The sequence below is a fragment of the Sulfurimonas sp. genome, assembly GCF_028694605.1.
In the GTDB taxonomy this organism is placed as follows: Bacteria; Campylobacterota; Campylobacteria; order Campylobacterales; family Sulfurimonadaceae; genus Sulfurimonas.
Window position 1 is genome coordinate 1 of record NZ_JAQVKP010000010.1, and the last position, 25,861, is coordinate 25,861.

Here is a 25,861-nt window from a genome sequence, read left to right on the forward strand (position 1 = left end):
TAAGAAAATTGAGTTAATTAGAGCAAAACAACGCGAAAGCAAAATGAGAATGATTTTTTTAAAGTAAAAAATAGCTACAATGAAAAATTAGCTACTTGGTGGGGATTGAATTTGCAAGTGGCTCATGAAAAAATAGATTATTACTTTAAAGGTTATAAACATAATTTAGATTATTTTTATAAGTGTGAAAATGAACATAAAGAACAACTAATTAAAGAAATGAATGAACAACTTAAAAACATAACTAATTATATAAATACCTATATAATTAAGGAAGGTGCTAAATGAAACTAGGATCAACTTTTTATTTAAACAATGAAAAAGAAATAAATTACTTTAACCTTTTTAAAAAATTGGTTAAAGATGATTATAAAAATATAAGTGAATTTTATAAAGAAAATATAAAAAAATATGTGATATTAAAATATTTATATAAGATAAAAAAAGAACTAAAAGAAGCTAATAAACTTTTAGAAATTGGTTTAAAAAGTGAAAATATTTATATAAATTTTAAAGATGATGAATTTTTTTTAACTCCAAATAATACTGGTGTTGATGTTGTTTTTAATAAGCCTTTTATTGCTAAATTTGAAAAAAATGAACTTATAGAAATATTTGAAAATTTAGAATATAGAACAAAAGAAGAAATATTTAAAGACATTAAAAAATATATTATAGATTTAAAAGAAATAGATCCTTGGTCTAATTGTATTTGGTGTTAAAAATGATTAAAACTAAAATAATAGAAATGCTTTTAAGAAATTGGCAAAATAAAAAAATAATAATAATGTCAAAAGATTTTAATAATTTTAAAGTTTTAGATGATGTTGAATATTTAAAAGAATATAAAAACAATATAACAAATTTTTATTATTATTTCTATTTTTTAGATTTTGGAATCATTGAAAGTAAACAATATTCTATATATAGATTTTTAAAAAATAAAGATAAATTATACAAAATAAAGGAGTGCTAAAAATGAAAAAAGAACAATTAAAAAAAATGCTTGAGTATGAAATGTTAGAATTAAATAACATACTAGATTATAAAAATGAAAATATTAAAGATAATTTAGTAGATTATCAAATTAAACATATTAGAAAAAATATAAAAGAATTTATAGAAAATTGCTTAAAAGAATTATATGAATTATTATTTAATTTAGAAAAAGAAAAAGAAATTATAAGCTTAAAAATGGACAAAAAAAGCACTATATTATTATTAAAAATATCAAGATTTGAAACTAAATTTTATGATGAAATAAACAAGATAGAATATAAATATTTGAAAGGTTTGAAAAATGAATAATGCTAATAATAAATTTTATGAATTTGGGAGCTTTGATAAGTTTGGCAATCTTAATTCATCTTATTTTGTGATGATGAATATTTTTATAATCATAATAACTTATTTAATAAGTGTAGCAATTTTTAATTATAAGCATTTTTCTTTTGATATTGGAAACATTATAAATAATTATATAACTTATTTTAAGAATGTTTATTATTTTAGTGATTCTTATGGTCTTTTAAAATACTTAATTGTAGATTATAAATATTTTATATTGTCTTTAATTTTTGTGGTTTTGTATGTTTATAATGTTTTTAATGCTAAATTAGAACAAAGAAAACTAGCTAATTTTGGACTAGAAGATTATTATTTATATAAAAAGTTAAAAAATGGTGTTATATATAAAATTTTACCAAGTGCTATAATGGACTATGAAAAATTTACTAAACAATTTGAAAACATTTTACAAAGAAATAATAAAGGTAGTTGTGAAATATCTAGGGTAGATAAAACAAGCATTAAGATAATTTATAAAAATAAAATTCCAACCATTGAACAATTAAAAGATTACAAAATACAAGATTATTTAAAAAAAGATAAATTATTTTTAGGTTTTGAAGGTGGTTTAATTAAAAATATTGAACCTATTTATATAGATTTTAAAGATTTGCCCCATAGTTTTGCTTTATTAGGAACTAGTGGGGGTGGTAAGTCTAATAGTTTAAATCATATTCTATTTAGTATTTTTTATAATTTTAATAATGTTTATGAACTTAATTTTATAGATTTTAAAGGTGGTGTAGAAAGTGAACCATATAATAGATTAGAACAAAAATATAAAACTAATAAAATAAATACTTATACAACATCAAGATTTGAACTTTATAAAAAATTAGTGAAACTAGATATTATAAACAAAGCAAGGCAACAATATTTAAAAGATAAAGGTTTAAAGAAATTTAAAACTAATTTTATATATGTTTTCTTTGATGAAATTGCTGAAATTATGGACTATACCCCATTTGATAAAGTAGAAAAAGAACAACATAATAGAACAAAAGAAATAATAGAAAGTTTATTTAGAACTGGTAGAAGTCAAGGGTTTAAATTATTTTTTGCTACTCAAATTTTTACAACTATTGGAAGTGGTATAAGCAATAGTATTAAAACTAATACTATTTTTAGAATACTCCACAAAACCGAAAGTGATGAAGGAATCCATAGTGTGATTGATAAAGAACCATTAGAAGAAAGGGGTATCAATCCTAAAACTTTTGGTGTTGGGGAAGTTGTTATTAAAAATGAAAACCTTTATTATCATTGTAGATCTTTATATGTGCCTGATGATTTTATAAATTATATACAATTACCTAAAACTAAAATAGATGTAGATTTTGAAAATGAAATTAACAAATATATAAATATAATTTTAAAAGAATATAAGCTAAATGATTTAACAAAAGATGATTTATTTCCTAATTTAAAAACTTAAATTAGGTAAATCTAAAATATTATTATTATAATTTTTTTCTATTTCATTAAAAATTATTGAGTTGATACATTCAAAAAGTTTATTCATATTCATTTGATTTTGATTATAAATTTTATGTGTTATATCTTTGTTTAGACTATGCCCCATTAAATACTTTCTTGTGTGTTCTTCTGCATTGGTTTTAAGAATTTCTTGTGAAAAATTCTTTCTAAAAGAGTGAAATGATTTCACATCTTCAATAATGATTTTATTAAGTCTCCTATTTAAAATTTTGCCTATTCTATCTACATTATTATCTTGAAAAAATAAGAATTGTCCTTTATTAATTTTTATTCTATCTTTTAAAATATTTAAAATATGTGGACTTATTGGCATTATTCTATTAGCATTTTTAGTTTTAGTTCCATTTATCTTAATAATATTTTCTTTAAAGTCTATATCATCTTTTTTTATGTTTGCTATTTCTCCAATTCTTGCCCCTGTATATAAAGCAACTTTACAAAATTGTTTAAGTTCTTGTTCTATATCACTATTAAAGATTTTGATTAAATCATCTTTACTATATGCTATTTTTTCACTTTCCTCTTCCTCTAATTTTTTAACTTTTTTAACATGGTTGGTTTCTATAATTTCATTATAAACAAGGTCATCAAAAAAATTACTTATATTTACTAGGTGGTTATTTATGGTTTTATTGCTTAAAGTTTCAAAATTTTCTATCTTATAGATTTTTTCAATTTCATCTATTTTTAACTTTTCAAACTTTTTAAATTTGCTCATGTTTGAAGGTATTATCATTAGATTTTTTTGAAATTGTTTAAAGAAAGCAAAATTATAAATAGTTTCATTATTGCTAAAAAATTTTAAATAATAAAAACTAGATATATAAGATTTTTTACTAGATATACTCCTTTTTTCTATATTTATTTTATGGTCTAAATATTTATTAAAATAATTTTCTATGTTGTTATAATTTATCTTTTTATCATCATCTTTTTTTTCCGGGATTGTTGCTATTTGATTATTAAATAAATTATATTTACTTGCTAGTTGTTTAGCTATCTTTTCTGCCATTTCCTCAGTTTGATTAGGATCATTTGGATCTGGTTTAACATCTATTGTATAACTTATAGAATACTTATTATTTAACATATTGCTAATAGTAGTGTTTTTATTATCTTCATTAAATTCATCTCTAAAACTTTTTTTAAGTTCTTCTTGTGTCATTTTCAAATAGCCTTTTAATTTTTTTAATATCAAGTTTCTTAAATATTTAGCAAATTCAACATCTTTTGTTTTTAAACTATATCTTACAACTTTATTTTTTATTTTAATACATAAATAATAAGTATTTTCTCTTAAAATTATGTGTCTTAAATTATCCTTAAAAGTTGCCCACTTTTTAAATTTATTGTATTTTTTATCTTTTTTAAAATATTGAAGCTTTGAAAGTCCATAAAATAGGGGTGTTTGAGTGTTGCTGGTGGACAGTGAGGGATTTGAACCCTCGGTAGCTTTCGCTACGGCCGCGTTCCAGGCGACTAGATTAAACCACTCTCCCAACTGTCCTTTGTGGGAATGCAATTGTACATTCTCAAGGCTTAAGGAGACCTACATTAATACCAAACTCAACTAACTATTGCTGAGTTTGGTATTAAGTCGCTATAATCGTATTTTTGCAAGTCTATGTAGTATTTTTTGCCTATGGTTATGATTCTTGCATCATCTTTTGCGGTGCGCTCAAACTTCTCTTTGATTCTGTTACGCTCTTTTTTTGGAAAATCTCTGCTTTTAAGATATTTGTTTACAGAGACAAGTCTTCTTTCCTCTTGGGTTACGGTTTCTTGTGCCTCTTCTTGCGCTATCTCGCCCTCAATCATCTCTTGCGGGGTGTGAAGCATAAGTTTTGTGGAGATGGCATTGATGATATTTTTGAGCTGTTCATCTTTTTCTTTGTAGATACGTTCAATTTTTAAACGCTCTTCTATGAGCATCTGCTCTTTTTGGTCTCTTAGGCTTCTTGTCTCTTTTTCCAGTGTTTCTACTTTTTGCTGAAGCTTTTCGTTTTGCTCTTCTAAAAACTTATAGTAGCGCTCAGGAGTTTGATGGAGATTTTTTTGTGCGGTTGTTTTTTTTGTCAAAGGCTGCACGCTTTCCTCTTTCTCAATGATAACAAGTTTAACACCATCTTCGACTACACTTTGCAGAGAGCCTCTTCTTATACGGTTGTGAATCGCCTCTTTGGAGACCCCTAGAAGCTGTGCTGCATCATGGATGGTTACCTTTGACATAGCTGCTCCCTATCTCATATTTTCAAAAACGAGCGGTGCTTCCCACTCCATGGAGCGGATAGTTGCGATAACTTTTTGCAAATCATCTATCTTTGCTCCTTTTACTCTGATAGAGTCGCCCTCTATCTGTGCGGTTACTTTGAGTTTGAGATTTTTTATCTCGGCGACTATCTTTTTTGCCTCTTTGGACTCTATGTAGTCCACCACTTTGTATGTCGCTTTTCTTGTGTTGCCGCTTGCATTTTCAACTCTGACTTCCTCTAAAACCTTGGAAGAGAGATTTTGTTTGAGGAGTTTTGTTATAACGATATCTTTGAGTGCATCTAGTTTGTTATCGCTTGATGCGACTAACACCAGCTGTTTCTCTTTCTCTTTAAAGTCAATTTCATAGGTCGTACCCTTAAAATCATAACGGTTCGCAACCTCTTTATCCACCGAATTTATCGCATTTTTAAAACTCTGCATATCAATCTTTGCGCTTATATCAAATGAGTACTCTTTTGCCATTTTTAAACCTTTTATAAAATAGTCCTAGATTATAACATAAAACGATGTTAGTTAAAACTGTGGACTTCCGTCAAACCCAAAACCGCCCCCAAAATTGGCAAAACTTGGGTCCGTATAGCCCAGCATAGCACTTCTTGCCCTTAGTTTTTCGATATCTGCTTTGCTTGAGATACCTTGCGGGCAGACGAGTGTGCATGCGTTGCAAAGGGTGCAGTCCCAAACACCGTTTGCCTGGATGGTCTCTATCTTCTCTTTTGGATTTTGCTCTCTTTTGTCACTCACATAACGCAAAACTCTTGTTAATGCAAACGGTCCTAAAAACTCCTCATTCACTGCATAAACAGGACATGTGCTATAGCATGAACCACAAAGAATGCAGTCACTTTGAAGAGCGTTTCTCTGCTCATCTTCCACGCTAAGCACTACTTCTTTCACAAAAGAGCTTTGATACGCTTTTGCTTTTGCATTCATGGCGTATGCTTTATCCATAGAAACTACCAAATCACGCAGGATTGGGACATTGTGCAGAGGCTCTACCACATCGCCGTTTTGAAGTTGATGGGCGCATGCCAAAACCTCTTTACCGTTAACCCGCACCGCACAGCTTCCGCACACACTGCTTCTGCATCCGCTGCTATACGCCAGTGTTGCATCCACATTTGCTTTTAGCCGGTTAAGCGCTTCTAAAAGCGTTCTTCCCTCTGCCTCGTAAGAGACAAACCCATCTTTTCTCTTTATGCTAATTTTCATAACGCACCGCCATATCCCTGCCTATAAGAGAGTTTGCCTCAAATCTCGCTTCGCTTTGCGGTGCATCTGCTCTAAAATGCGCCCCTCTGCTCTCTTTTCTCTCAATGGCACAAAGCAAAATCAGCTCACCAAGCTCTAACATGTTTGCAAACTCCAAAAACTCCGTTAGGTTTGTGTTATACTCTTTTGCTTTATCGCTAACGCCCATTTTCGAGAGTGTGCTTCGCATCTCTTTTACTTTTGCGACTGCCTCTTGCATAGAGTTCTCTTCTCGCAAAATACCTACATTTTTGTAAAAAATCTCGCCTAGTTCTTGGTGTGCTTGGTAAAAATTTATCTCGTTTGTGTAGTTTTTTATCTCTTTGATTTTCGCTTCCCAAAACTCTTTTTTGCTCAATGCGCTTACAAGCGGCAATGACTCTTTTATATGACGTACCGCACTCTCCCCTGCTTTTTTTCCAAAAACAACGACTTCTAAAAGCGAATTGCCGCCAAGTCTGTTTGCGCCATGAACTCTCTGGTTTGCACACTCTCCAACTGCAAAAAGTCCCGCTATGTTTGTTTGTGCATCTGCATCCACCAAGATACCGCCCATGGTGTAGTGCGCTGAGGGTTTGATGGGGATGAGTTCACGGATGGGGTCAACACCCTCGTAAAGTTTTGCAAGTTTTGCCTCTTGCGGCAGTTCATGCTCTATGAACTCTTTGCCCAAATGTCGGATGTCCAAAAAGACGCTCTCGCCTTTAAGCATCTCTTTATGGATGGCACGTGCGACCTCATCACGTGGTGCCAGTTCGTTTGTAAAACGCTCCCCTTTTGAGTTGAGCAGATACCCGCCTGCGCCTCTGGCACTCTCTGAGATAAGAATGGAGGAGTTTTTCATCGCTGTAGGATGAAACTGTATGAACTCCAAGTCACTCAGCACCGCCCCCGCTCTAAATGCCGCCGCTACTCCGTCTCCGCTTGATGCAACGGAATTTGTGGAGTGGTTATGAAAAACTCTGCTGTATCCGCCCGTTGCAAGGATAACGCTTTGGGCTTCATGCACTTCTGCTTCGCCGCTTCTTTTGTTTAAAACCAAAACACCGCTAACGTATGTTTTGTTAGCATCACTGTGTGTTAACAAATCCAAAAGATAACGCTCGTTTAAAAACTCTATCCCCACTGCCACACATCTGTCATAAAGCGTGTGAAGTATTTTCAACCCTGTATAGTCTTGTGCATAACAAGCTCTGGCGGCGGATGCGCCTCCGAGTTTTCGCTGTGCGATTTTGCCATCTTTGGTTCTGCTAAAAGGTACGCCTATGCCATCAAGCCATGCAAGCACCTCCGGTGCGCTTTGGCACAAAAACTCCACCGCACTCTCTTTTGCCATACCGTGCGCCGATTTGAGCGTGTTTTGAATATGTGCTTCAACGCTGTCTTCCCCTGCATTGCCCAAAGCGGCATTGATGCCCCCTTGCGCCATGCATGTTTGGCTTCTTGTGGGGTACTCTTTGGTAATCACCGTTACCTTTGCCCCTCTTTCATGTGCGCTAAGTGCGGCGACAAGCCCCGCTCCGCCTGCTCCTACTACGATAACACTATTTTTCATTTTGCCTGCCTATCTCTATGGTAAATTTCGCACCATCCAATGTATTTTGGGCATAAATTTTGCCTTTATGATATTGCTCTACAATGTTCTTTACCATATAAAGCCCAAGTCCGGTGCCATTTTTATCGAACTTTGTAGAAAAATACGGGTCAAAAATCTTCTCTCTGATTTTCTCATCAATTCCAAGAGCATTATCACTTATCTCAACCACGCAAACATCCTCTTTGTCGTAACTTTTTATCACTATCACGCCATCTTTGATACGCTTCTCATTTAACTGCTCTCTAGCATTATTTATGATGTTAAGAAGTGCTTGGAGAAACTCATTTTGAAAAAGTTTGAGTGTTGATTGCGACTCAAGCTCCAGATGCAACTTCACATTTTCGGACAAAAGAGTATCCTCTAAAAGGTTGGATGCTTTGAGAAGTAGCGTATTGAGATGAACCTCTTCTTGAAGCTTGCTTGGTCTGTAAAAATCGCTAAAATCAGAGATAATCGCACTAAGCTCCTGTGTTTGCGCTCCTATCTTTTTGAGCTTCTCTTCTAAAAGTGCTACAAACTTATCCCTCTCTTTGGCGTCGCTTAAGTCATATTCTTCAAGCTCTATCGCCATCAAAAGAGAGATTTGAAGTGCGGCTATGGAACTAAGAGGCTGTCTCCATTGGTGCGCAACCATACTTATCATCTCGCCCATTTGTGCCAGTCGAGATTTGTGCAGCAGGTAGCTGTCCTTTTGCTGCATCTCTTGCACCGCCTCTTGCACTCTTCGCTGCAAATCCTCTTTGAGTGCTTCTAGCTCCTTGTTCTTTTTATCTAAAAGATGCTGTCTGTACCAAAAGACAAAAAAGAGCAGTATAGCCACGCCCAAAACTTCTTTTATATAGGCAAATGAGGTACTTTTTACATAGTTGATGGTAATCCAACGATTAATCATCTTATCGATACCCATTTTCTCTATCTCTTGTGCACCTTTTTCAAAGATAGTATAAAGCAACGCCTCGTCTCTGGCAACTCCAAAGCGCATCCCTACCTTTTCTTCAAACTGTCCTGCAATCTTCAAATGCCCGTTGGAAGTATTTTTAAAAGCATAGGCAGTTGTTATAAAAGTATCGATATATCCAAAGTATTTTCCATCCTCAACACCGGCAAACCCCTCATTAAGCGAATTGACATATGAAACACGCAACTTAGGGTATCTTCTTTGGAGCTCATGCACAAATGGATTATCTTTTGTCGCTGCAAAGTTTTTCTCCATAACACTTTGCATATCTACTATATAGTTTTGCGTGTTGTGTGTTACTACAACAAGCGGTTCATAGTGATAGGTCGAGGTTACATGCAAAAAGTTATTGCACATAGACTCTGTTGCTATAGGCATTACATCGCATTTGCCCTCTTTAAAGTTTGTTAGACATTCTTTCCAGCTTTTTGCAAAAACCGGACGAAAAGTAGTATTGATATGTTTTTGCAGCTCTTTTAAAAGCTCATCCCCAATCCCTCTTAGCTTACCGTTTTCCTCAAAAGCAAGCGGTGCTAAAAGATTTGGTACACAGATGCGAATCTCTTTTTTCTCTTCCAGGTAACTTATCTCTTGAGGAGTAACCACTACTCTGCTTGATTTAAAAAGAGCCTTTTGAATATCCACATCCGATGCCACAAGCCCCATCACCCTATAGATATCCAAAATCCTCTTCATCTTTGTTATCTCTAGCATGCCAAGAGGTATATCGCCGACAAAAGCAAGTTTCTTCAACTCCTCTGCCTCAAAATGAAGTGCCTCTTTACTCTTTTGCAGGGCATTATACTTTTTGTAGATAATCTCTACTGTTTCATCTATATTTTCAAAAGCATACTTCCATCCTCTCAAAGATGCCTCTTGAAATCTTGCTACCCTTTGCGGATGCTCGTTTGCCTCTTTTTGCGAGGTAAAAAGGATGTCGCTGTAAAAATCAAACCCACTCTCTCTAGGTGAAAAACAGCGGTAAGATACATTTCTTTCTTGCAATAAAAAAGGCTCATTTGAGCTATAGCCGGCATATAAATCAACCTCTTTGTTGATAAGCTGCTCTAGGTTAAATGTATGTTTTTGAAAATCTATACTCTTCTCATCTACTTGTGCAGATTTTATCATCGCATAAACTGATGCACTCCCAATGGCATCTTCGGTCATCATAATCTTTTTATGCTCAAAATCTTTGATACTTTTTATCCCAGATGATTCAAGAGCGATGAGTGTTATGGGAGAGGATTGAGACACTGCACTAAGAAGCGAAATCTCTTTGCCTTGCGCAAAGTACAAGATAAGGCTTGAGCGCCCTATGCCGTAAGTAGTTTTACCGCTTAAAACATCTTTCACGGCATCCACATCATTGCCATATTTTTTTATCTCTACATCAAAACCCGCATCTTCGTAAAAACCCTTCTCTTTTGCCATATAGTAGCCTGCAAATTGGAACTGGTCTAACCACTGAAGCTGCAATGATACTTTCTCAAGCTTTTCATGAGCAAATAAAGCAGTGATAAAAAGAAAAAAAAGCGTTACATATCTCATGGCTTGATTATACAAATCCAACTAACTTTATGCACTTAAAATAAAGTTAGTTGGATTTGGTATTACACCACAAGAGCTAGTGCGTAGTATCTGGCAACTCTTAGAGTTCCTGCGATAAGCACAAACCAAACAAACCTAAGCCTGACAACTCCCGCCACAAGCGTAAGCGGGTCACCTATGAGAGGAAGCGGCGAGAGCAGAAGTGCGAGATAGCCGTATCTGTGTCCGTACGTGTAAGAGAGTGCACCGACTTTGGAAGATAGAAGTTTTGTTTTGGTTTTTTCATAGAGCAGATAGCCCAAAAAATAGTTGACAATAATGGCAAGAGTATTGCCGCTTGAAGCAAAAAATAGTGCCTCTTGTAAAGGCATGCCGCTCTCAAGGGATGCCACAAAAGCAACTTCAGAGCTAAAGGGAAAAATGGTTGCAGCCAGAAAAGCCCATAAAAAAAGAGTTACTTCTGCGATGCGTCATGCTCCAAAAAGGTTTGGATATTATGTACCACGCCTTCAATGAGTTTCTCTCTTGCCTCAACACTTGTCCAAGCGATATGGGGAGTGATATAGAGATTTTCATGGTTTTTGACACGAAGCAGCGGATGGTTTTCTCGCATAGGCTCTTGCGCCAAAACATCAAGTCCTACCAAAATTTCTTTTGTATCGATAATGCGTGCAACCGCCTCCTCATCGACAATCCCGCCTCGCCCAAGGTTGAGAACTACCGCTCCGTCTTTGCAAATGAGCAGTTGTTCATATCCTAAAAGATTGCGTGTTTTTTCATTTAGCGGTGCGTGGATAGAGATGATGTCGCTTGTTTTTAGCAAAGTATCAAGCTCTAGGCGCATATACTCTTGTGTGCTGTTTTGTCCGCTTGTTGACGTGTAGCACACCTCTGCACCAAACGCCTCTGCCACCTTCGCCACACTGCGCCCTATCTCACCCAAACCTATAATACCCCATCGTTTACCCTCTATCTCAAAAAATGAGCGTGAAACATCGGTAAAGATGGGACTTTTTGAGTAGGAGCCGTTTTTGACATAGCTATCATAATATCCGGAGTGACCGATAAGATAAAAGAGCATTGAAAAAGTGTGTTGCACAACCGAATGAGTGGAATAACCTGAGACATTTTTGACCTCTATGCCTCTTTTATGCGCCGCTTTTAAGTCAATGTTGTTTGTCCCTGTCGCCGCAACACAGATAAGTTTGAGTTTTGATGCCCCTGCCATAAGCGTATCGTCGATAACAACCTTGTTTGTTACTATAACATCGGCGTTAGTTATGCGCTCCTTTGTCTGCTGCGGTGAAGTTGTTTGAAACACCTCCACCTCTCCAAACGCCTCAAAAGCGCTTAAATCGGTATCGCCAAACGTAAGCGCATCAAGCAGAACGATTTTCACTTAGCTGTCTCTTACTTTTGTGATAAGCTCTCTTGCTCTCTCAAGCGCTTTGTCTGCTTTGTCAAAAACAAGTGCGACCGCAAGGCGTCTGCCTTTGTGTGCTTCGGGCTTGCCAAAAACACGCACATAAGAGGTATCACTAAAAAGTGATTCATCTACCTCAACCACAGGTGCGTAGTTATGAACCTCCGACTTAAACGCCGCACTTGCTCCCTCGCCGTAAAAAGTAAATCCAAGCGGAAGACCGAGAACTGCGCGCAAGTGAAGGGCAAACTCACTTTGAGACTGTGTGATAAGCGTTACCATTCCCGTATCATGCGGGCGGGGAGAGACCTCTGAGAAATAGACCTCATCACCTTTTACAAAAAGCTCCACCCCAAAGAGACCGCGACCGCCAAGACCATCAGTGATAGCCTTAGCTATCTCTTGCGCCTTTTGTTTTGCCGCCTCACTCATCTGCATCGGCTGCCACGAAAATACATAGTCTCCATCACGCTGTTCATGTCCGATTGGTTCGCAAAAAACCGTCTCTTTGCCGTTTCTAGCCGTAAGCATCGTAATCTCATAGTCAAAGTCTATAAATGCCTCAACTATAAGCTCGCTTGCATCACCGCGTGCCTCTTTTGCCATCTCCCATGAAGCTTCAATGTCATCTATGCTTCGTGCCACGCTCTGACCATGTCCCGATGAACTCATAACAGGTTTTATAACACACGGAAAGCCCAGACGCTGCGCCGCATCCCTTAGCCCCTCTTTAGTAGTAACAAATTCATACGCACCGGTTTTAAGCTCCAACACCTCAGCGGCAAAAGTACGGATATTTTTACGGTTCATGGTTTTACTAACAGCGTTAGCATTTGGTATAACGTTATACCCTTTATCTTCCGCTGCAAAAAGCGCATCGATGCTGATAGCCTCAATCTCAGGAAGTATATAATCGGGTTTTTCACGGTGGATAATCTCTAAAACCGCATCTTTGTCTTGCATATTGACGACGTAAGAGCGGTGGGCTACATGGTGTGCCGGAGCATTTTGGTATCTGTCAACTGCGACAACTTCAAGACCAAGTCTTTGAGCTTCAATAGCAACCTCTTTGCCTAGTTCGCCGGAACCCAGAAGCATGATTTTTTTTGAATTTGATTTTAATGGAGCAGAAAAACGCATGATAATTCCTTCATTGATATGAAGGAATTATAGCAAAGTAGAATTAAAAACTATCGTTTGAGTCCGATAAGCGTCTCAAGAAGTGTATCTGAAGTGGTAATAGTCTTACCGTTTGCCTGATACCCTCTTTGGATGATGATAAGCTGTGTAAGCGAGAGCGAGAGGTCAACGTTGGATGCCTCAAGCGCTGAAGCCTGCATAAATCCACGTCCAGCCGTTGCCGCCGTTCCTATGATTGGGTCTCCAGAGTTGGCGGTTTGCACGTAAACATTGCTGCCCTCTGCCGCCAAACCTTCGTTGTTTGTAAACTTAGCCATACCGATTTGTGCCAAACCAAAAGAGCGACCATTGCTAAATGAACCAACCAAAGTACCGCTTTGGTCAATTCTGATACCGACCAAATCCCCGCCCGTAAATCCATCTTGGCTGATTCCCGATGTAGAAGATTTGCTATCAAAACTGGTCATCCCGTCAAACTGGTTTGCAGTTCCAAGTTCAAGAGAGACCTGCTGGTTTGGAGCTGAACCGTTATTTGCCGTAAAAGAGATATTCGGCGGATTATATGTTGCTAAAGAACCGTCATTGTTGAAACGTACAAATCCGTCTTTCTCGTTATAAGGCAAAACAGTATCGATAACCGCAGGCTCGGGTACGCTTACACGCATGCTCCAAGTACTTCCCGTAGAAGCATCAACCGCAGTTTTTCTATACTCGGTTCTAAGGGTATGTTTTGAGCCTAAAGAATCAAAGATATCGATACTTGCCGAGTGTGTAGCGGCATTGAAACTTTGTGAAAAAGCCGTTCCGGTACTTCCCGCTTGAAGTGTTGCATTGAGCGCTTCCATGCTTCTGGTAAAACGTGTATTTTCCGTAATACCGCCGCCAAGAATACTACTTGAATTCATGCCTGTAATAGCAAGGTTGATATCATAATCTCCTGCCGAACCGCCGGGATTTTTTAGTTCAAATTTACCCTGTTCATTGACAGAGAGTTGAATATTATTGAGAACAACATCATCTGTTGCGGCAACTATAGTTTCTGCTGCAGAAACTGCAACTGTTCCATCACCGTTTGTTGCCGTAACTTCAAAAGTTAAAGAAGCAGTCGTATTGTAATTTTGCATAATCAATGCGTTGCTAGCAGTATCATAAACCGCAACAACATCTGTTCTGCCGGAGTTTGCATTAATATATGATGCATAGTAAGCCCCATTGTCATCAGCTGAATTAAAAGCCGGACTTAATGCAATGTTATTGTCAGGAATGACCATAGAAACACCGTCTATCTCAACCGTAATAGAGTTAGAAGTACCGTTAGTCGAGTCAATTACCGTAGCAGGCGTTGTTGTTGTCGGGGTAACTACTATCGTCGTACGCGCTTCTTGCTCCATAGCATAACGCAAGTCCGCAATCGTTGAAAATGTTTTATCGGCACCTACCGCCGCGCTCGCACCTGCCGGGTCATACTGGTATCTAAACGCGGTAATATCCGTTGCAGCTATAAATCCGCTGTTGTCATCACCGCCAACGGCAGTAAGGCGGATATTGTGTGATGAAAGTTCGTTGCTGTTTGAATTGATAAGCGTGATTCTGCCTGTTGTAGTGTCATAAGTAGCCAAGATTCCCGTAGTCGGTGTTTGCGCATTAATAGCAGATACATAACGCACGGCATTTTGCGATGCACTCTCTCGTCCCGTTCCGCCGCTTGTTGTAATGGTTTTTACATCGCCATTGTCTAGTGTAAAGGTAAGAGCAAGTTGATTGCCGCCTATAACCGGCGTAGCAGCAAGTCCGCTTGCACCCGCCGTTGCAACCGTCATGGCTATTGGAGTAGAATTTGTATTGGTAATATAGAGTTCACCTGTCACATTATCATACGTAGCCGCTAAACCGCTTTTTCCGGCTGCATCAAGAGCGTTATTGATAGCGGCAGCATATCTCGCACCGTTTTCATCTGCCGTATGTACATCTGCCGTTGCGGTATCATTAAGGACAATATTTACTCCGTCAACTGTGACATCTATAGAAGCATTTGTTAGATTATCATCGCTTGTTACCGTGCCTATAGCATAAGTCGAAGCACCTACCTGTCCGGCAGCTACAACTTCAGAGTTTTGAAAAGATGCCCAGATACCTTGTCCTGCCTGAAGACTGAATGCCTCTCCGCTGTCGTTGAACATAACGCCCATGCTATCAGCTTCTATAGAGTTGCCGTTTGCATCAAACGCATCTCCTTGCCCGGGATTTGTGATACTGTTTGGCTCTCCCGATGGCACTGAGTACGCAGGCGAAAATGCATCTACAAGCGGACCGGAGTTAAGATTGGCTTTAATAACTACATTTTGTGTAGGCTGTGCAGGCGTTGTAAGCCCCGGAGGTATATTGATGTTTGTAATAGGCGCGGTAGAGTCCACTTTACCTGTTATAGAATCTCTCAGCCATCCTTGCACGATAAAACCGTTATTGTCAACAAAGTTTCCGCCTGCGTCAAACTTAAAGTCCCCCGCACGTGTATATTTGTAAGTATTACCGCCATCGGGAGAGACGATAAAAAACCCGTCTCCTTGAATAGCCACGTCCGTGTTCTTATCAGAGTTTTGTACAGAACCTTGCGAGAAGATACGTGTCGTTGAACTTACCGTTGAGCCAAGCCCGACTTGAACAGGATTTTTACCGCCAAGTTCTCCTTGCGGAGCTGTTGCTATGGCTTTTGTTTGCGCTAAAAGGTCTGAAAAGTTTGCACGAGAGTATTTAAAACCCGAGGTGTTGACATTTGCTATGTTATTTGATTCGACGTCCATTGCGATTTGATGTGCCTGAAGTCCTGAGACACCTGAATAGAGTGATTTTAACATCTAAAATCCTTTTGATTAAAAGTAAGAGTAGTTAGCATTTAGCGTTCCAATTTTTATGCGCTCATATTGAGTGCTTTTTGGAGCATTTCATCTGCCGTTGTAATTGATTTTGCATTTGCATCATAAGATCTTTGCAACACGATAAGCTCTGTAAGACCCGCTGCCATCTCAACATTGGAACCCTCGATGCGGAAGTTGGCAAGAGCAGTTCCTAAGATATTTTGACCATTGGCATCTTTATAAAACAGAGGTTCGCCGCTGTTGGAGGACTCCATAAATCTTGTACCGCTTATACGATCAAGCCCTTTGTTGTTTGCAAAGTGAAATACGGCTACGGTTCCTATACTGCTCTGTTCACCGTTAGAGAATGTTGCAATTATCTGACCATTTTGGTTGATATCGTACCCTACAAGATCTCCGCCCTCTTTACCGTTAGACTGGCTTGAAGCACTAAAAGTGCTATCAAAAGAGATTATGCCCTCATACATACTGCCAAGATTGAGCGCAACACTTGTACCATTGTTGTTAATACTCCCTAGCGTAGTTGATAAAAGCGCCCCTGATGCATCAAAAGAGACAGAACCAAACTGCGTATCGTAAACTTCAGCCGGAAGATAGACTGTTTCATTTGCTTCAGCATCATAAATAGCTTCTTGTTCTCTGCTTTGTGCTGTTGCTTTGATATCCCACTGGCTTCCGGGAAGTACTTGCGGGTCTGCTTTGCTAAACTCTAAACGGACAGTGTTTCTGTTGCCCTCTGCATCTATTGCCTCTGCACTGACAACTTTTATAGCATCTTCTACACCGATGTTACCAAAAAAATCAACTTCTGTTGTCGGAACTATAGGGAAGGTAAGTTCTTGAGGAAAACGGAGTTTTTGCTGCGCATTTACGTCACCAAGCGGTACCTCCACCAACGCCTCTGTAAGCACGCCGTCTGCAATATTATTACCCATTGTTCCAAGTACATAGTAGCCGTCATTGGTCACAAGGTCTCTGTTTACATCAAAGACAAAACTGCCATCACGAGTGTATATAGGCTCTTGCTCCCCTTGGATACCAAACCACCCATCCCCTAAAATAGCCAAATCAGTACTTCTTTGAGTTAATGCAAGCGTTCCTACAGACTCATCCATACTCACTGCATGAACTCTCGAACCCACACCTATAGTGCCATCTACGGACGATGAGAGTGCCGTGCTTTCACTATTTTCAAAAAGAGAACTAAACTCTGCCACATAGGCACGAAAACCGTTCGTGGAGATATTGGAGAGGTTGTCTGCAACGACATCAATCCCGTACTGATGGGTTTGGATACCGCTAATACCCGTATAAAATCCCTGAATCATCTTAGTAAACCTCTTTTACCTCACTAAGCTCAACATACGATGAGCCAAGTTTTACATATGTCTTGCCGCTGTCAAATTTAACAGATTCTATCGGGTAAGCGCCCATACGTGTCGTTAGGCTGTCACCGTCTGAATTTGTATATTTTGCCGAAGCATAGTAGATACCGCTGTCAAGCGCATTTCCGGCTGTATTTGTTCCATCCCATGTAAACTGATAAACACCCTTAGGATTTGTCCCGACATCAAGAGTTTTAAGAACATTGCCGTTAACATCTGTTATCTCAATAGTTCCCTTGCTGACATTATCCGGAAAGTACATCTCAAATGTGGTATCAGCACCCTCATCAAGCACAATTGCATTGCTTCCAAGGTCTGCTGTTTTGCCGATTGCGGCAATAGTACTAAACTGCTGTGTAGTACCGAGTGCGGCAGCTAAATCTGAGAGTGCTTTATTGGTATTATCGGTTGCTTCAAGCGTAGCAAGCTGTGATGTTTGCGTCAAAATCTTCTCGCTGTCCATAGGCTCTGTCGGGTCTTGGTTTTGAAGCTCCACCAAAAGAAGCGTCATAAAGTCATCTTTGCCTAAAACTGATTTATCTTTCGTTGCAGTTGCTGCAACATACTCTGCATTTGTAGCCGCATTTAAACCTGTTGATGTAATTGCCATAATTAACCCCTTATATATATCTTGGAACTATAATCTCTAAAGAGCTTAGTATCTCTTCGTGCGCATCTTCATTTTCAAAGTAGTTATACTCTTGATGCGCCTTTTGCTCATTTTGTCGTTGCTGTTGCCCTGCGTTTGTACTTGCATCGCCACTCTGTGAACCGCTGCTGAAATTAAATGTAGCATTATTTATTCCATTGTTATTTAGCTGTACTCTTAGTTCGTTGATGTTCATAGAGAGTGTTTGGATAGCTGTGTTGTTGGAGCTGATGTTCACATGCAGATTTTTGCCTCTTTGCACCACCGTCAAATCAACTTCTCCGAGGTTTTGCGGATTGAGCTGCACCTTAACCCTTGTAAAAGGAGAGCGGTAGTCATCGATGGCGCTTTTGACATCATTTGAGAGGTACTTAATCATCTGTTTTGCTTCATTTATCTTTACTTCAAGACTATCGGCTTTATTTGTCGCTATAGACTCTGACTTTGCGGACTGCGTTTCATTTTGCTGTGATGCAAACGACTCTCCATTCAAAAGCTGCTCTAAGTTTTTGTTATCATTAGACGCACTTGGGGCAACTACCTTAGCGGTAGCGACAGAAAAATCTGCCGTTAGCGATACATTTTCGCTAGATGGTTTTTCACCGCGAAGAAGAAGCGAGAGTGTATCCTCTGCTCTCTCTTTTTGTACTTTTTGCTCTGTTTTTTGTACTACGTTGCCAACCTTGGCTTGTACAATCTGCTCCGTTGAAGTGTGTTGAAGTGCGGCTTGAGCCTTAAAAAGAGGCACTTCTTTAAGCTCTTGGGGCATCTCTCTCAATTTTTCATAGCTTCGCGCTTCTGTTTGAACAGCAACTTCACTCTGTGGGGTTACACTCTTTCGCTTCTCGTGTACCATCTCTTTTGGCACTTCTATTTTAAGCTCTTTTTTCTCCTGCACCGTCTCTTTTGGTATCTCAGATTTAAACTCTTCTCTCTCTTGGGCAAGTTCGGCTTTCAACTCTTGTTTTACTAAAACTTCTTCTTTAGCTTTTGGAGTCTCTGCTTTGGGCTCTTTTTTCTCTTGCAGCGTCTCTTTTGGTATTTTTGTTTCTATATCATCTTGCACAAGCGTTTGCGAGATATCTTTAGCACTGGAGCGCACCTCTTCAAATGTTATCTTAGCTATGTCAATATCAAATTTTTTAGCAACCTCAACAAGTCCTCTAAGTGTTGTCGGAAGTTCTTTTATCTCGGCTTTTTTGTAACCGTCACTCTCTTGAATTTTTGATTTGAGGTAGTTTTTGGCTTTATGAACAAGCTCTTTTATCTCCTCTTTACCCAGCGTTGCCACTACTTTAGGGTTCAACTCCAAAAACTCTTCACCGTTTTTAGGAGTTTTTTTCTCTTCGCTTTGCATAAGAGAAGCAAGTATTTGTGTTTTTGAAGAAGTTTTTTCTGTTTTTAGAGTTGTCTTTTCATCAAGCGACAAAACCAAAGAGCCATTTTGAACTGCTTTTATATCTTTTGTGTTGCCGACACCCTTTAAAAGATCAGCAAACGAGACTAAAGGTTTTTCGCTTAAAGCCGACAAATTGAACGGTAAAGACGAAGATGAAGCCTTACTATTTTTCATATCCAGCAAAACCATAACCTCTCCTTTTTCAAAGATTTTGGAACTATTAGCATTTACTATTCCAATTGAGCTATAATTTTGTCTATGAAATCATTGCTTCTTTTTTTGCCGTTATTGTTGTGGGCGCAAAGCCCCTTTGAGACATCGAAAAAAAATATGGATATGTCTGCTTATGAAACAAAAAAGAGTGAAGCCAATCTGCAAGCCTCTCAAAATATAAAGATAAAATGCAGATTAGTGTGTGACAAGAAGGTATATAAAGAGCAGACGATAGCGGATGCTATCGAATTTTATAAAAAGTCTAAAGAGTTTAGTAGGGATTAAAACCATCCAAACATCTCAAATCATTTTGATATCGCACGCTCACACCGTCTCTTAGCTCAATCACAAGCGATTGTGTATTTTCTCCGTCAATTGGGTAACTAACCATGTGCGAGTAAAGCTCTTGGGCAAAAAACTCCGAAAACATTTTTTTAACGATTTGAGCACCGTACTTGTCTGTATATGGAAGGACAAAAAAATAATCCGCTTTATCATTTACGATTGCATCAGAATTTCTCAAAATTTCCTTAAGAGAAGCATCAATAACAGATTGCTCTACATTTGAGAAATCACAATACAAAAGCGTAAAACTCTCTGCACGGTTTTCATCAAGCCTCTGTGCCAAACCTACCGTCAAATCCAAAAGTTCTTTAAAATTATCAAATCCAAAATGTACTCCCGCCATCTCTTTCCTCCAAATTTTACATAATTGTATAAGGTTTCAACTCATCTCTTGAAGCAAACGGTGTTGCTTCAATCTCCTCTTTTTCATCTAAAGAGAGCTTGTACGCCGTATCTTCTTTTGTTTTGCAATATGTCAAGATGATTTTTGCCGCAAGCTCTTTGTCAGCCTCTGTTGCGCTTTTGCTAAGAAGTGAATGAGGTCCGGGAAGTCCAAGCGTCTTTATGTGGTAGTACTTCTCGTTTACGATATTTTGAAGATGCACATTTTCATCTCTGTTTCTTCCCACAACAAGCTTTGCCCCATCCGGAAGTCTCAGATGGCGACCATATTTCATTACAGGGATATCTCTTACCTCAAAAGTATCATGCTTTATAAAGTCAAACATCTTTTTGGCAAAATTCTCATCCGTCAAAAGACATCCGCCCCCAGGACTCTCAAAGTCCTTAAGACCTATCTCTTCTACAAGCTCAAGCTGCCTATCACGGCTTCTTCCCACGATGCCCTCAAGCTTTTCTCTGTCCACCCAGCCGTTTATCTCAGCGATTGTCGGTGCAAGAGCTTTAGCAGATAGAGGACGCAACAAAAGTCCATTACAGTTGCTCTCATTAAGTACCGTCTGCATAGCCTCTTTATTTTGGCTCATCGGACGCTGCCCTAAAACCTCGCCGCTGATGAGAAAAGATGCACCCTCTGCTTCCATAACTCTCTTTGCAACCGCAAACATCTTTGCATGACAATCGATGCACGGGTTGAAGTTTTTTCCGTATCCATGTTTTGGGTCAAAAAGAACATCTTGTAAAAATTCGCTCTCAATGTCTATAATTCTCAGTTCTGCCCCGACTTGTTTGCAGAGATTGAGCATATGTTCATATCTGTCCTTGGTGCTTCCAAAGCCTGTGTTGATATTGACCGCCAAAACTTCAATGCCCTGATCTATAATAAGTTTTAATGCTAAAGTCGAGTCTAATCCGCCACTAAAGAGTGCGATTGCTTTCATCTTCTTCCTTGTACTATATATAATTTCATTTTATAGAATTATACACTACTTATCTCTTCTGCTTAAATTAAGTTTCACTCTTTGTTTTTCAAGCTTCTGAATCTTCTCTTTTGTGGTAGGCAGTAATAGTTTTTCAAGCTCTTCAAGCCTGCCAAACGTTCTCATCACTTTAATAAAATTTATCATCGAGATACTCCCCTTTTGTTCATAGTTAGAGTATGTTGTTGGGGAACTTAAGCTTGCTTCTTTTGCGAAGTCGGTCTGCTTTTTATTTTGAGAAAGTCTTAGTTCTTTTGCTCTAAGTGCTAAGACCATTGCTATCTCTTCATCTGTAAGAGCAGCAAAAGCGCTATTTGGATTGAGTTTATTTTTGAGTTTTTTCTTTACTTTTACTGACGAAGCTTGCAGTTTTTTTAAAAGGTCATTGCTCATTACAGTACCCCTTGTAGTGTTCTTTTGCTTGTGTGTTCTATGATTTGTTTTTGCTTTGATGGCACAACCCCATAATCTTTAAGTAGTTGTGGCAACTCATTGTCTCGCAAGTTTTTCAAATTTTGCAAAGAAGCTGCAACAAACTCTAAATCAATTGAAAATTCAGTTGCTAGTGTAGTAATATCATCAATATCAATAAGTGAAAGAGCTTTGCCATATAATGATAGTTGATGCTCTACTGTTTGTTTTTCCCCTTTTGCAAATGTTAAGTCATAGGCGGGTGTGGCTCTCCACCGAAAATCACTATCACACATAAAAGAGAAGTTTCTACTATGATCATCTTGATTTACAAACATATAGTTAAAAAGCATTTGCAAGAAAAGTTGTTTTAAACTTCCTAATGCTCCTAATTTTACAGCAGTTCTAAGTAAATCTTCATACCCTATCATTCTTGGAATATTATAATCTAAGTGAAGTAAGCCTGCAAGTGAATGAACATGGTATCTTTTTCCACTTGGCTCTATATCAAACCGTTTAGTCACAAAATGGTGTTTATCATCAGTTTGAACCAAATAACAATCTGCCATATCAATACCACTTTTTCTAGCAAGCCGATAATAAATATACTCGACTTTAGAATATGTTGATTTATTTTCATCATCATCATTTGATGTATCATCATACTTGATAATTGCATGTATAAATCCATCTTTTAGTGGTTTTGTGCGATCACCTAAAAATACCTCTTTTGTATCAAGATTTATTGCACCTACTGCTTTACTTCTAGCACCGCCTACAAATGAGTGAGCACTTATCAAAAAAGCATCTTGCAATGAATGATAATCTCCCCCCTTTTTTAACTCCTTAGCTTTTTCAAACATAGATTTTAATTCTATCGTTTCAATAAATCCATTTTCTTTTTCCATTGATGGTTCATATGTAATTGCTCCAAGTCCCCTATTCCCCATAAAAAGTAGTTTATCACTTACAGTTGGATATTTGTTGGAGTTTTGTAAAAAGAAGTTGTTCAATATTTCATTACCAAAATTCCCTGGTAATGAATCACTAATAAATCCTACAACTCTCTCAAGATGTACTAAATGTGTTGTATCTATCTCTTTTTGAGTAGAACTTAACATTAAAGGACTTACTTTATAGCACAAATCATCTACAAGTTTAAGATATACTCTATCTCCTTCTTGATACATATCTGCTATATGATGATTAAAAATATAAATTGAAATTTTTTGCATATTCACTCCTAACACATAAATATTTGTAATTATAGCAAATTTCACTATGTAACTACAAATATTTATGATAAAGTGAACTATCTAATTGCTTCAACAAGTTAACTTTAGAGGTGCCCTTTAACTAATGTAAGATACAATGTCATCTAAATATCCTCTTAGGACTTCAGATGTCAACCAATCAAATAACTATCAAACATAACAAGCACCGTATCCACCCTTGTCCTAATGAGCAAAAACTCGCTCTTCTTAATATGTTGCTTTCTCAAAACAGCGGTTTAAGCATAGTTATTGCACTCTCCGACAACAGCCTTCTGACAAAAGAGGCTATAACAGAGCCAAACGTTACTGTTTTAAGTGATGAGGAGTTAGCGGGGTTGCCTGAACTAAAATGTGAACTGCTTATCAGCTATGACCTACCGCAAAGCGCAGAGATCTACATCTCAAGGCTATCAAAAACAACAGATAGCGCAATTGCTATGCTTGATATAAGTGAGCAAAACAGTCTCTACCCCATAGAGACACTTCTTGGAAGAGTTATCAGACAAGAGGTTGTTACAGGCTTTGAGTATCCGGAACAACCAAAAATGAAAATAGCTCCAAAACCGTCTCTAAAGCCAAAAAGTGACGCAAAAAAGGTTCAGCGAAAACCATTCGACAAGCCAAAGCGCGACAAAAAACCTTTTGAAAAGTCAGATAGACCAAAAAGAGAGGATGAAAAGTCGGAGCACAGATCTTTTGAAAAACCAAAATATGGCAAACCAAAAAAAGATGGCGAGAAGTCTAAAAGCAAATCATTTGACAAGCCAAAGTACGATAAACCTAAAAAAGAGGGTGAAAAACCCAAATACGACAAAAAACCAAACAAATTCTTAGGCAAAGACGAAAATGGCAAAGCAAAATTTTCCGGCAAAAGCGGCGAGAGAAACCATCGCTACGACGGAAAACCTAAAGAGAGCACCGAAGCACCAAAAAAAGAGGGAAGAAAGATATCTATAAAAGCGTTAAAGCCAAAAGAAAACTCAGAGCCTAACTCTTAAAAGGTACGAGAACTCCTCGCTTGAGCTGTGTGATTATGCCACGCACCTTGCGAATATAAAAAGCTTTTTGTTCAAAGTTCATCTCTGTTTGCGCATTTACTTTCTTATACTCTCTCTCATAATGTTTTATCAAAAAAGCAATCAGTTCCGCTTTAAGTGCCTCTTGCGTTTGGAGCGGCTTAATTTGTTCATCTACCAAAATCGCCATAAGTACTGGATGTGCCGCCTCACCCTTGAGTGCCAGAGCAAACTCTTGTGCGTGAAACTGTAAAAGCGACGGGTCTAAAACATCTAAAATCTGATCTATAAATGCAGGATTTTCCAAAACCGTCTTGATAAGGGCAAGCTCCCACATATCTTTATGACGGCTCTTGTCTATGAGGGCTTTGTTGTGATTTACATTTGCCGTACTTGCAATCTTGACAAAAGAGGGACTTAGTCCTAAGCGTGACGCAAGATAGGATTTGTACTCCTCCTGAAGCAGCGGCGAGAGAGTTTTTAAGTATCCGGTTGCTTCTTGCAGTGCACTCTCTTTTGCCTTTGGGTCTAAAAGATTGTAAAACGACAAAATCTCATCCAAAACAAACTCTATAAACGGACGAGGTTTGCGAAACATGGCAGATAGCTCTTCAACAGCCCCTTTTTTGACCATATCGGCAGGGTCTTGCCCGTCAGAGAAGATAACAACACCGCCATTAAATCCGCTGACACTAAGAAGTTTTGACGCTTTGAGTGCAGCCGTACGCCCAGCTCTGTCGCCGTCATAAGCCATGATGATTTTTGGCTCGCCTTTGCGCAAAAGGGGAAGGTGCTCAGGAGTAAGTGCAGTCCCCAAGGTCGCCACGGCGCTGGTAAAGCCAGCCTGATGAAGCATGATAACATCAAGATACCCCTCTGTGATGATTATCTCTTTTATCTTATGGATGGTTGTTTTTGCATGATGGTAGGCGTAAAGAAGCCTTGATTTGTTAAAGTATGGCGTCTCAGGTGAGTTTATATATTTTGCCTGATGTCCCGTTATGGTTCTGCCGCCAAAACCGACTATTGTACCATTTGGCGAATGAATCGGAAATGTGATGCGCTCTATAAATCTCGCAAAAACTCTCTTCCCCTCATACCCGACAATGCCCATCTCTATGGCTTCGTTCATATTTAAAAACTGAGAGTTTATGTAGTTTATAGTGGCATTAGAATCGGGCGCGTACCCTACACCAAACTTTTCCAAACTGCTCTCATAGATACCGCGTTCTTTGATATAAGAGAGAGCCTGTTGATTTTTGACAAGCAAAGAGTGGTACCACGCATCTATCTTTTGCATAATCCCCGAGTGAGGTTTGTTTTTTTTAACATCGCTGTATGAAAGAGAGAAGTTATAGACAGAGGCAAGTTTTTCCAAAGCTTCCGGATAGCTTAGTTTTTCATGCTCCATTACAAACTTGATGCTATCGCCTCCCGCCCCACAGCCAAAACAATGATATATCTGCTTTGAGGGACTGACAACAAAAGAGGCGCTCTTCTCCTCGTGAAACGGGCACGGCGCTTTGTAGTTTGCGCCTGATTTTTTCAGTTCAAGATAAGAGCCTACAACATCAACAATATCAAGGCGTGCTTTGAGAGCTTCAATGGAATCTTGGTTTATCATAGAAGGGATTATACAGAAGTGATAGTTAAAAGGAAATTGTACTAAAATAGGTTAACGGTAAAAAACCTATTTTAGAAGGAGAAATAAAAGTCCAGATATTAGTGAATATCTGTAGTCGGGTGATTAGGTTTGCTAATCGGTGTTTGTGTTTCTTGAGTGTCGTAGTGAACTACGTTGTCAGCTTGGAGGGCACCTAACAATATTGTGATTGTCAAAATGATTGTTTTCATTCTGTTTTCCTTGGTAAGAACG

The 25,861-nt window shown here is 38.0% G+C and carries 24 protein-coding genes and 1 tRNA gene; 6 read left to right on the forward strand and 19 right to left on the reverse strand.

Annotated features, from left to right (window positions below; all coding sequences use genetic code 11):
- Positions 1 to 284: 284 nt before the first annotated feature.
- Genes PHY84_RS07075 through PHY84_RS07090 form a run of 4 tightly spaced genes read left to right on the forward strand, consistent with a single transcriptional unit; the run spans position 285 to position 2,782 of the window.
- Positions 285 to 722 (forward strand): hypothetical protein, encoded by a 438-nt coding sequence (locus PHY84_RS07075; protein WP_299858675.1) that lies wholly within the window; start codon positions 285 to 287, stop codon positions 720 to 722.
- A gap of 2 nt (positions 723 to 724) precedes the next feature.
- Entirely contained in the window at positions 725 to 976 is a 252-nt protein-coding gene (locus tag PHY84_RS07080) for a hypothetical protein (protein ID WP_299858676.1), read from the forward strand.
- Positions 977 to 978: 2 nt separating this feature from the next.
- Positions 979 to 1,308: a hypothetical protein gene (locus PHY84_RS07085; protein ID WP_299858677.1), complete on the forward strand. Its 330-nt coding sequence runs from the start codon at positions 979 to 981 to the stop codon at positions 1,306 to 1,308.
- On the forward strand, positions 1,301 to 2,782 hold the full coding sequence (locus PHY84_RS07090) for an FtsK/SpoIIIE domain-containing protein (protein WP_299858678.1): 1,482 nt from the start codon (positions 1,301 to 1,303) through the stop codon (positions 2,780 to 2,782). Before PHY84_RS07085 ends, PHY84_RS07090 begins: the two co-directional genes overlap by 8 nt.
- On the opposite strand, the gene PHY84_RS07095 is transcribed toward PHY84_RS07090, so the two are convergent.
- From PHY84_RS07095 to PHY84_RS07160, 14 genes are all read right to left on the reverse strand, one after another.
- Positions 2,771 to 4,009, reverse strand: coding sequence for a tyrosine-type recombinase/integrase (locus PHY84_RS07095; protein ID WP_299858679.1), 1,239 nt, complete (start codon positions 4,007 to 4,009; stop codon positions 2,771 to 2,773). The two genes, PHY84_RS07090 and PHY84_RS07095, sit on opposite strands and share 12 nt — an antisense overlap.
- 254 nt (positions 4,010 to 4,263) lie before the next feature.
- Positions 4,264 to 4,351: transfer RNA gene (locus PHY84_RS07100), tRNA-Ser, on the reverse strand.
- Positions 4,352 to 4,410: 59 nt separating this feature from the next.
- On the reverse strand, positions 4,411 to 5,073 hold the full coding sequence (locus PHY84_RS07105; RefSeq protein ID WP_299858680.1) for a DNA-binding protein: 663 nt from the start codon (positions 5,071 to 5,073) through the stop codon (positions 4,411 to 4,413).
- 9 nt (positions 5,074 to 5,082) lie between these two features.
- Positions 5,083 to 5,580 carry a YajQ family cyclic di-GMP-binding protein gene (locus tag PHY84_RS07110; RefSeq protein WP_299858681.1) on the reverse strand — a complete coding sequence of 166 codons (498 nt, stop codon included), beginning with the start codon at positions 5,578 to 5,580 and terminating at the stop codon, positions 5,083 to 5,085.
- 51 nt (positions 5,581 to 5,631) lie between these two features.
- Positions 5,632 to 6,330, reverse strand: coding sequence for a 2Fe-2S iron-sulfur cluster-binding protein (locus PHY84_RS07115; protein WP_299858682.1), 699 nt, complete (start codon positions 6,328 to 6,330; stop codon positions 5,632 to 5,634).
- On the reverse strand, positions 6,320 to 7,924 hold the full coding sequence (locus PHY84_RS07120; RefSeq protein ID WP_299858683.1) for an FAD-dependent oxidoreductase: 1,605 nt from the start codon (positions 7,922 to 7,924) through the stop codon (positions 6,320 to 6,322). Before PHY84_RS07120 ends, PHY84_RS07115 begins: the two co-directional genes overlap by 11 nt.
- Positions 7,914 to 10,475 carry an ABC transporter substrate-binding protein gene (locus PHY84_RS07125; protein WP_299858774.1) on the reverse strand — a complete coding sequence of 854 codons (2,562 nt, stop codon included), beginning with the start codon at positions 10,473 to 10,475 and terminating at the stop codon, positions 7,914 to 7,916. Before PHY84_RS07125 ends, PHY84_RS07120 begins: the two co-directional genes overlap by 11 nt.
- A 62-nt stretch (positions 10,476 to 10,537) precedes the next feature.
- The gene (locus PHY84_RS07130; protein ID WP_299858684.1) at positions 10,538 to 10,867 is read right to left on the reverse strand and encodes a DedA family protein; all 330 of its coding nucleotides are present in this window, start codon (positions 10,865 to 10,867) and stop codon (positions 10,538 to 10,540) included.
- A 62-nt stretch (positions 10,868 to 10,929) separates the two neighbouring features.
- The gene (locus PHY84_RS07135; RefSeq protein WP_299858685.1) at positions 10,930 to 11,874 is read right to left on the reverse strand and encodes a D-2-hydroxyacid dehydrogenase; all 945 of its coding nucleotides are present in this window, start codon (positions 11,872 to 11,874) and stop codon (positions 10,930 to 10,932) included.
- Positions 11,875 to 13,038 carry a formate-dependent phosphoribosylglycinamide formyltransferase gene (gene purT, locus PHY84_RS07140; RefSeq protein ID WP_299858686.1) on the reverse strand — a complete coding sequence of 388 codons (1,164 nt, stop codon included), beginning with the start codon at positions 13,036 to 13,038 and terminating at the stop codon, positions 11,875 to 11,877.
- 50 nt (positions 13,039 to 13,088) lie between these two features.
- Positions 13,089 to 15,893 (reverse strand): flagellar hook-basal body complex protein, encoded by a 2,805-nt coding sequence (locus tag PHY84_RS07145; protein ID WP_299858687.1) that lies wholly within the window; start codon positions 15,891 to 15,893, stop codon positions 13,089 to 13,091.
- Between the two features lie 53 nt (positions 15,894 to 15,946).
- Entirely contained in the window at positions 15,947 to 17,242 is a 1,296-nt protein-coding gene (locus tag PHY84_RS07150; protein ID WP_299858688.1) for a flagellar hook-basal body complex protein, read from the reverse strand.
- Position 17,243: 1 nt separating this feature from the next.
- Positions 17,244 to 17,909, reverse strand: coding sequence for a FlgD immunoglobulin-like domain containing protein (locus tag PHY84_RS07155; RefSeq protein ID WP_299858689.1), 666 nt, complete (start codon positions 17,907 to 17,909; stop codon positions 17,244 to 17,246).
- 10 nt (positions 17,910 to 17,919) lie between these two features.
- Positions 17,920 to 19,536 (reverse strand): flagellar hook-length control protein FliK, encoded by a 1,617-nt coding sequence (locus PHY84_RS07160; RefSeq protein WP_299858690.1) that lies wholly within the window; start codon positions 19,534 to 19,536, stop codon positions 17,920 to 17,922.
- Between the two features lie 69 nt (positions 19,537 to 19,605).
- Between PHY84_RS07160 and PHY84_RS07165 the strand changes: the two genes are divergently transcribed.
- Entirely contained in the window at positions 19,606 to 19,845 is a 240-nt protein-coding gene (locus PHY84_RS07165; RefSeq protein WP_299858691.1) for a hypothetical protein, read from the forward strand.
- Here the strand turns inward: PHY84_RS07165 and PHY84_RS07170 are convergent.
- Genes PHY84_RS07170 through PHY84_RS07185 form a run of 4 tightly spaced genes read right to left on the reverse strand, consistent with a single transcriptional unit; the run spans position 19,832 to position 22,930 of the window.
- Entirely contained in the window at positions 19,832 to 20,248 is a 417-nt protein-coding gene (locus PHY84_RS07170; RefSeq protein WP_299858692.1) for a hypothetical protein, read from the reverse strand. The two genes, PHY84_RS07165 and PHY84_RS07170, sit on opposite strands and share 14 nt — an antisense overlap.
- A gap of 16 nt (positions 20,249 to 20,264) precedes the next feature.
- A complete protein-coding gene (locus PHY84_RS07175) occupies positions 20,265 to 21,245 on the reverse strand; it encodes an argininosuccinate synthase domain-containing protein (RefSeq protein WP_299858693.1) in 981 nt (326 codons plus the stop codon).
- Between the two features lie 45 nt (positions 21,246 to 21,290).
- Positions 21,291 to 21,677, reverse strand: a complete 387-nt coding sequence (locus PHY84_RS07180; RefSeq protein ID WP_299858694.1) for a helix-turn-helix transcriptional regulator — start codon at positions 21,675 to 21,677, stop codon at positions 21,291 to 21,293.
- Positions 21,677 to 22,930 carry a HipA domain-containing protein gene (locus PHY84_RS07185; protein ID WP_299858695.1) on the reverse strand — a complete coding sequence of 418 codons (1,254 nt, stop codon included), beginning with the start codon at positions 22,928 to 22,930 and terminating at the stop codon, positions 21,677 to 21,679. Before PHY84_RS07185 ends, PHY84_RS07180 begins: the two co-directional genes overlap by 1 nt.
- Positions 22,931 to 23,097: 167 nt before the next feature.
- On the opposite strand from PHY84_RS07185, the gene PHY84_RS07190 reads away from it, so the two are divergent.
- The gene (locus PHY84_RS07190; RefSeq protein WP_299858696.1) at positions 23,098 to 23,967 is read left to right on the forward strand and encodes a hypothetical protein; all 870 of its coding nucleotides are present in this window, start codon (positions 23,098 to 23,100) and stop codon (positions 23,965 to 23,967) included.
- Here the strand turns inward: PHY84_RS07190 and dnaG are convergent.
- Positions 23,957 to 25,609, reverse strand: coding sequence for a DNA primase (dnaG, locus tag PHY84_RS07195; protein WP_299858697.1), 1,653 nt, complete (start codon positions 25,607 to 25,609; stop codon positions 23,957 to 23,959). The two genes, PHY84_RS07190 and dnaG, sit on opposite strands and share 11 nt — an antisense overlap.
- Between the last annotated feature and the right edge of the window lie 252 nt (positions 25,610 to 25,861).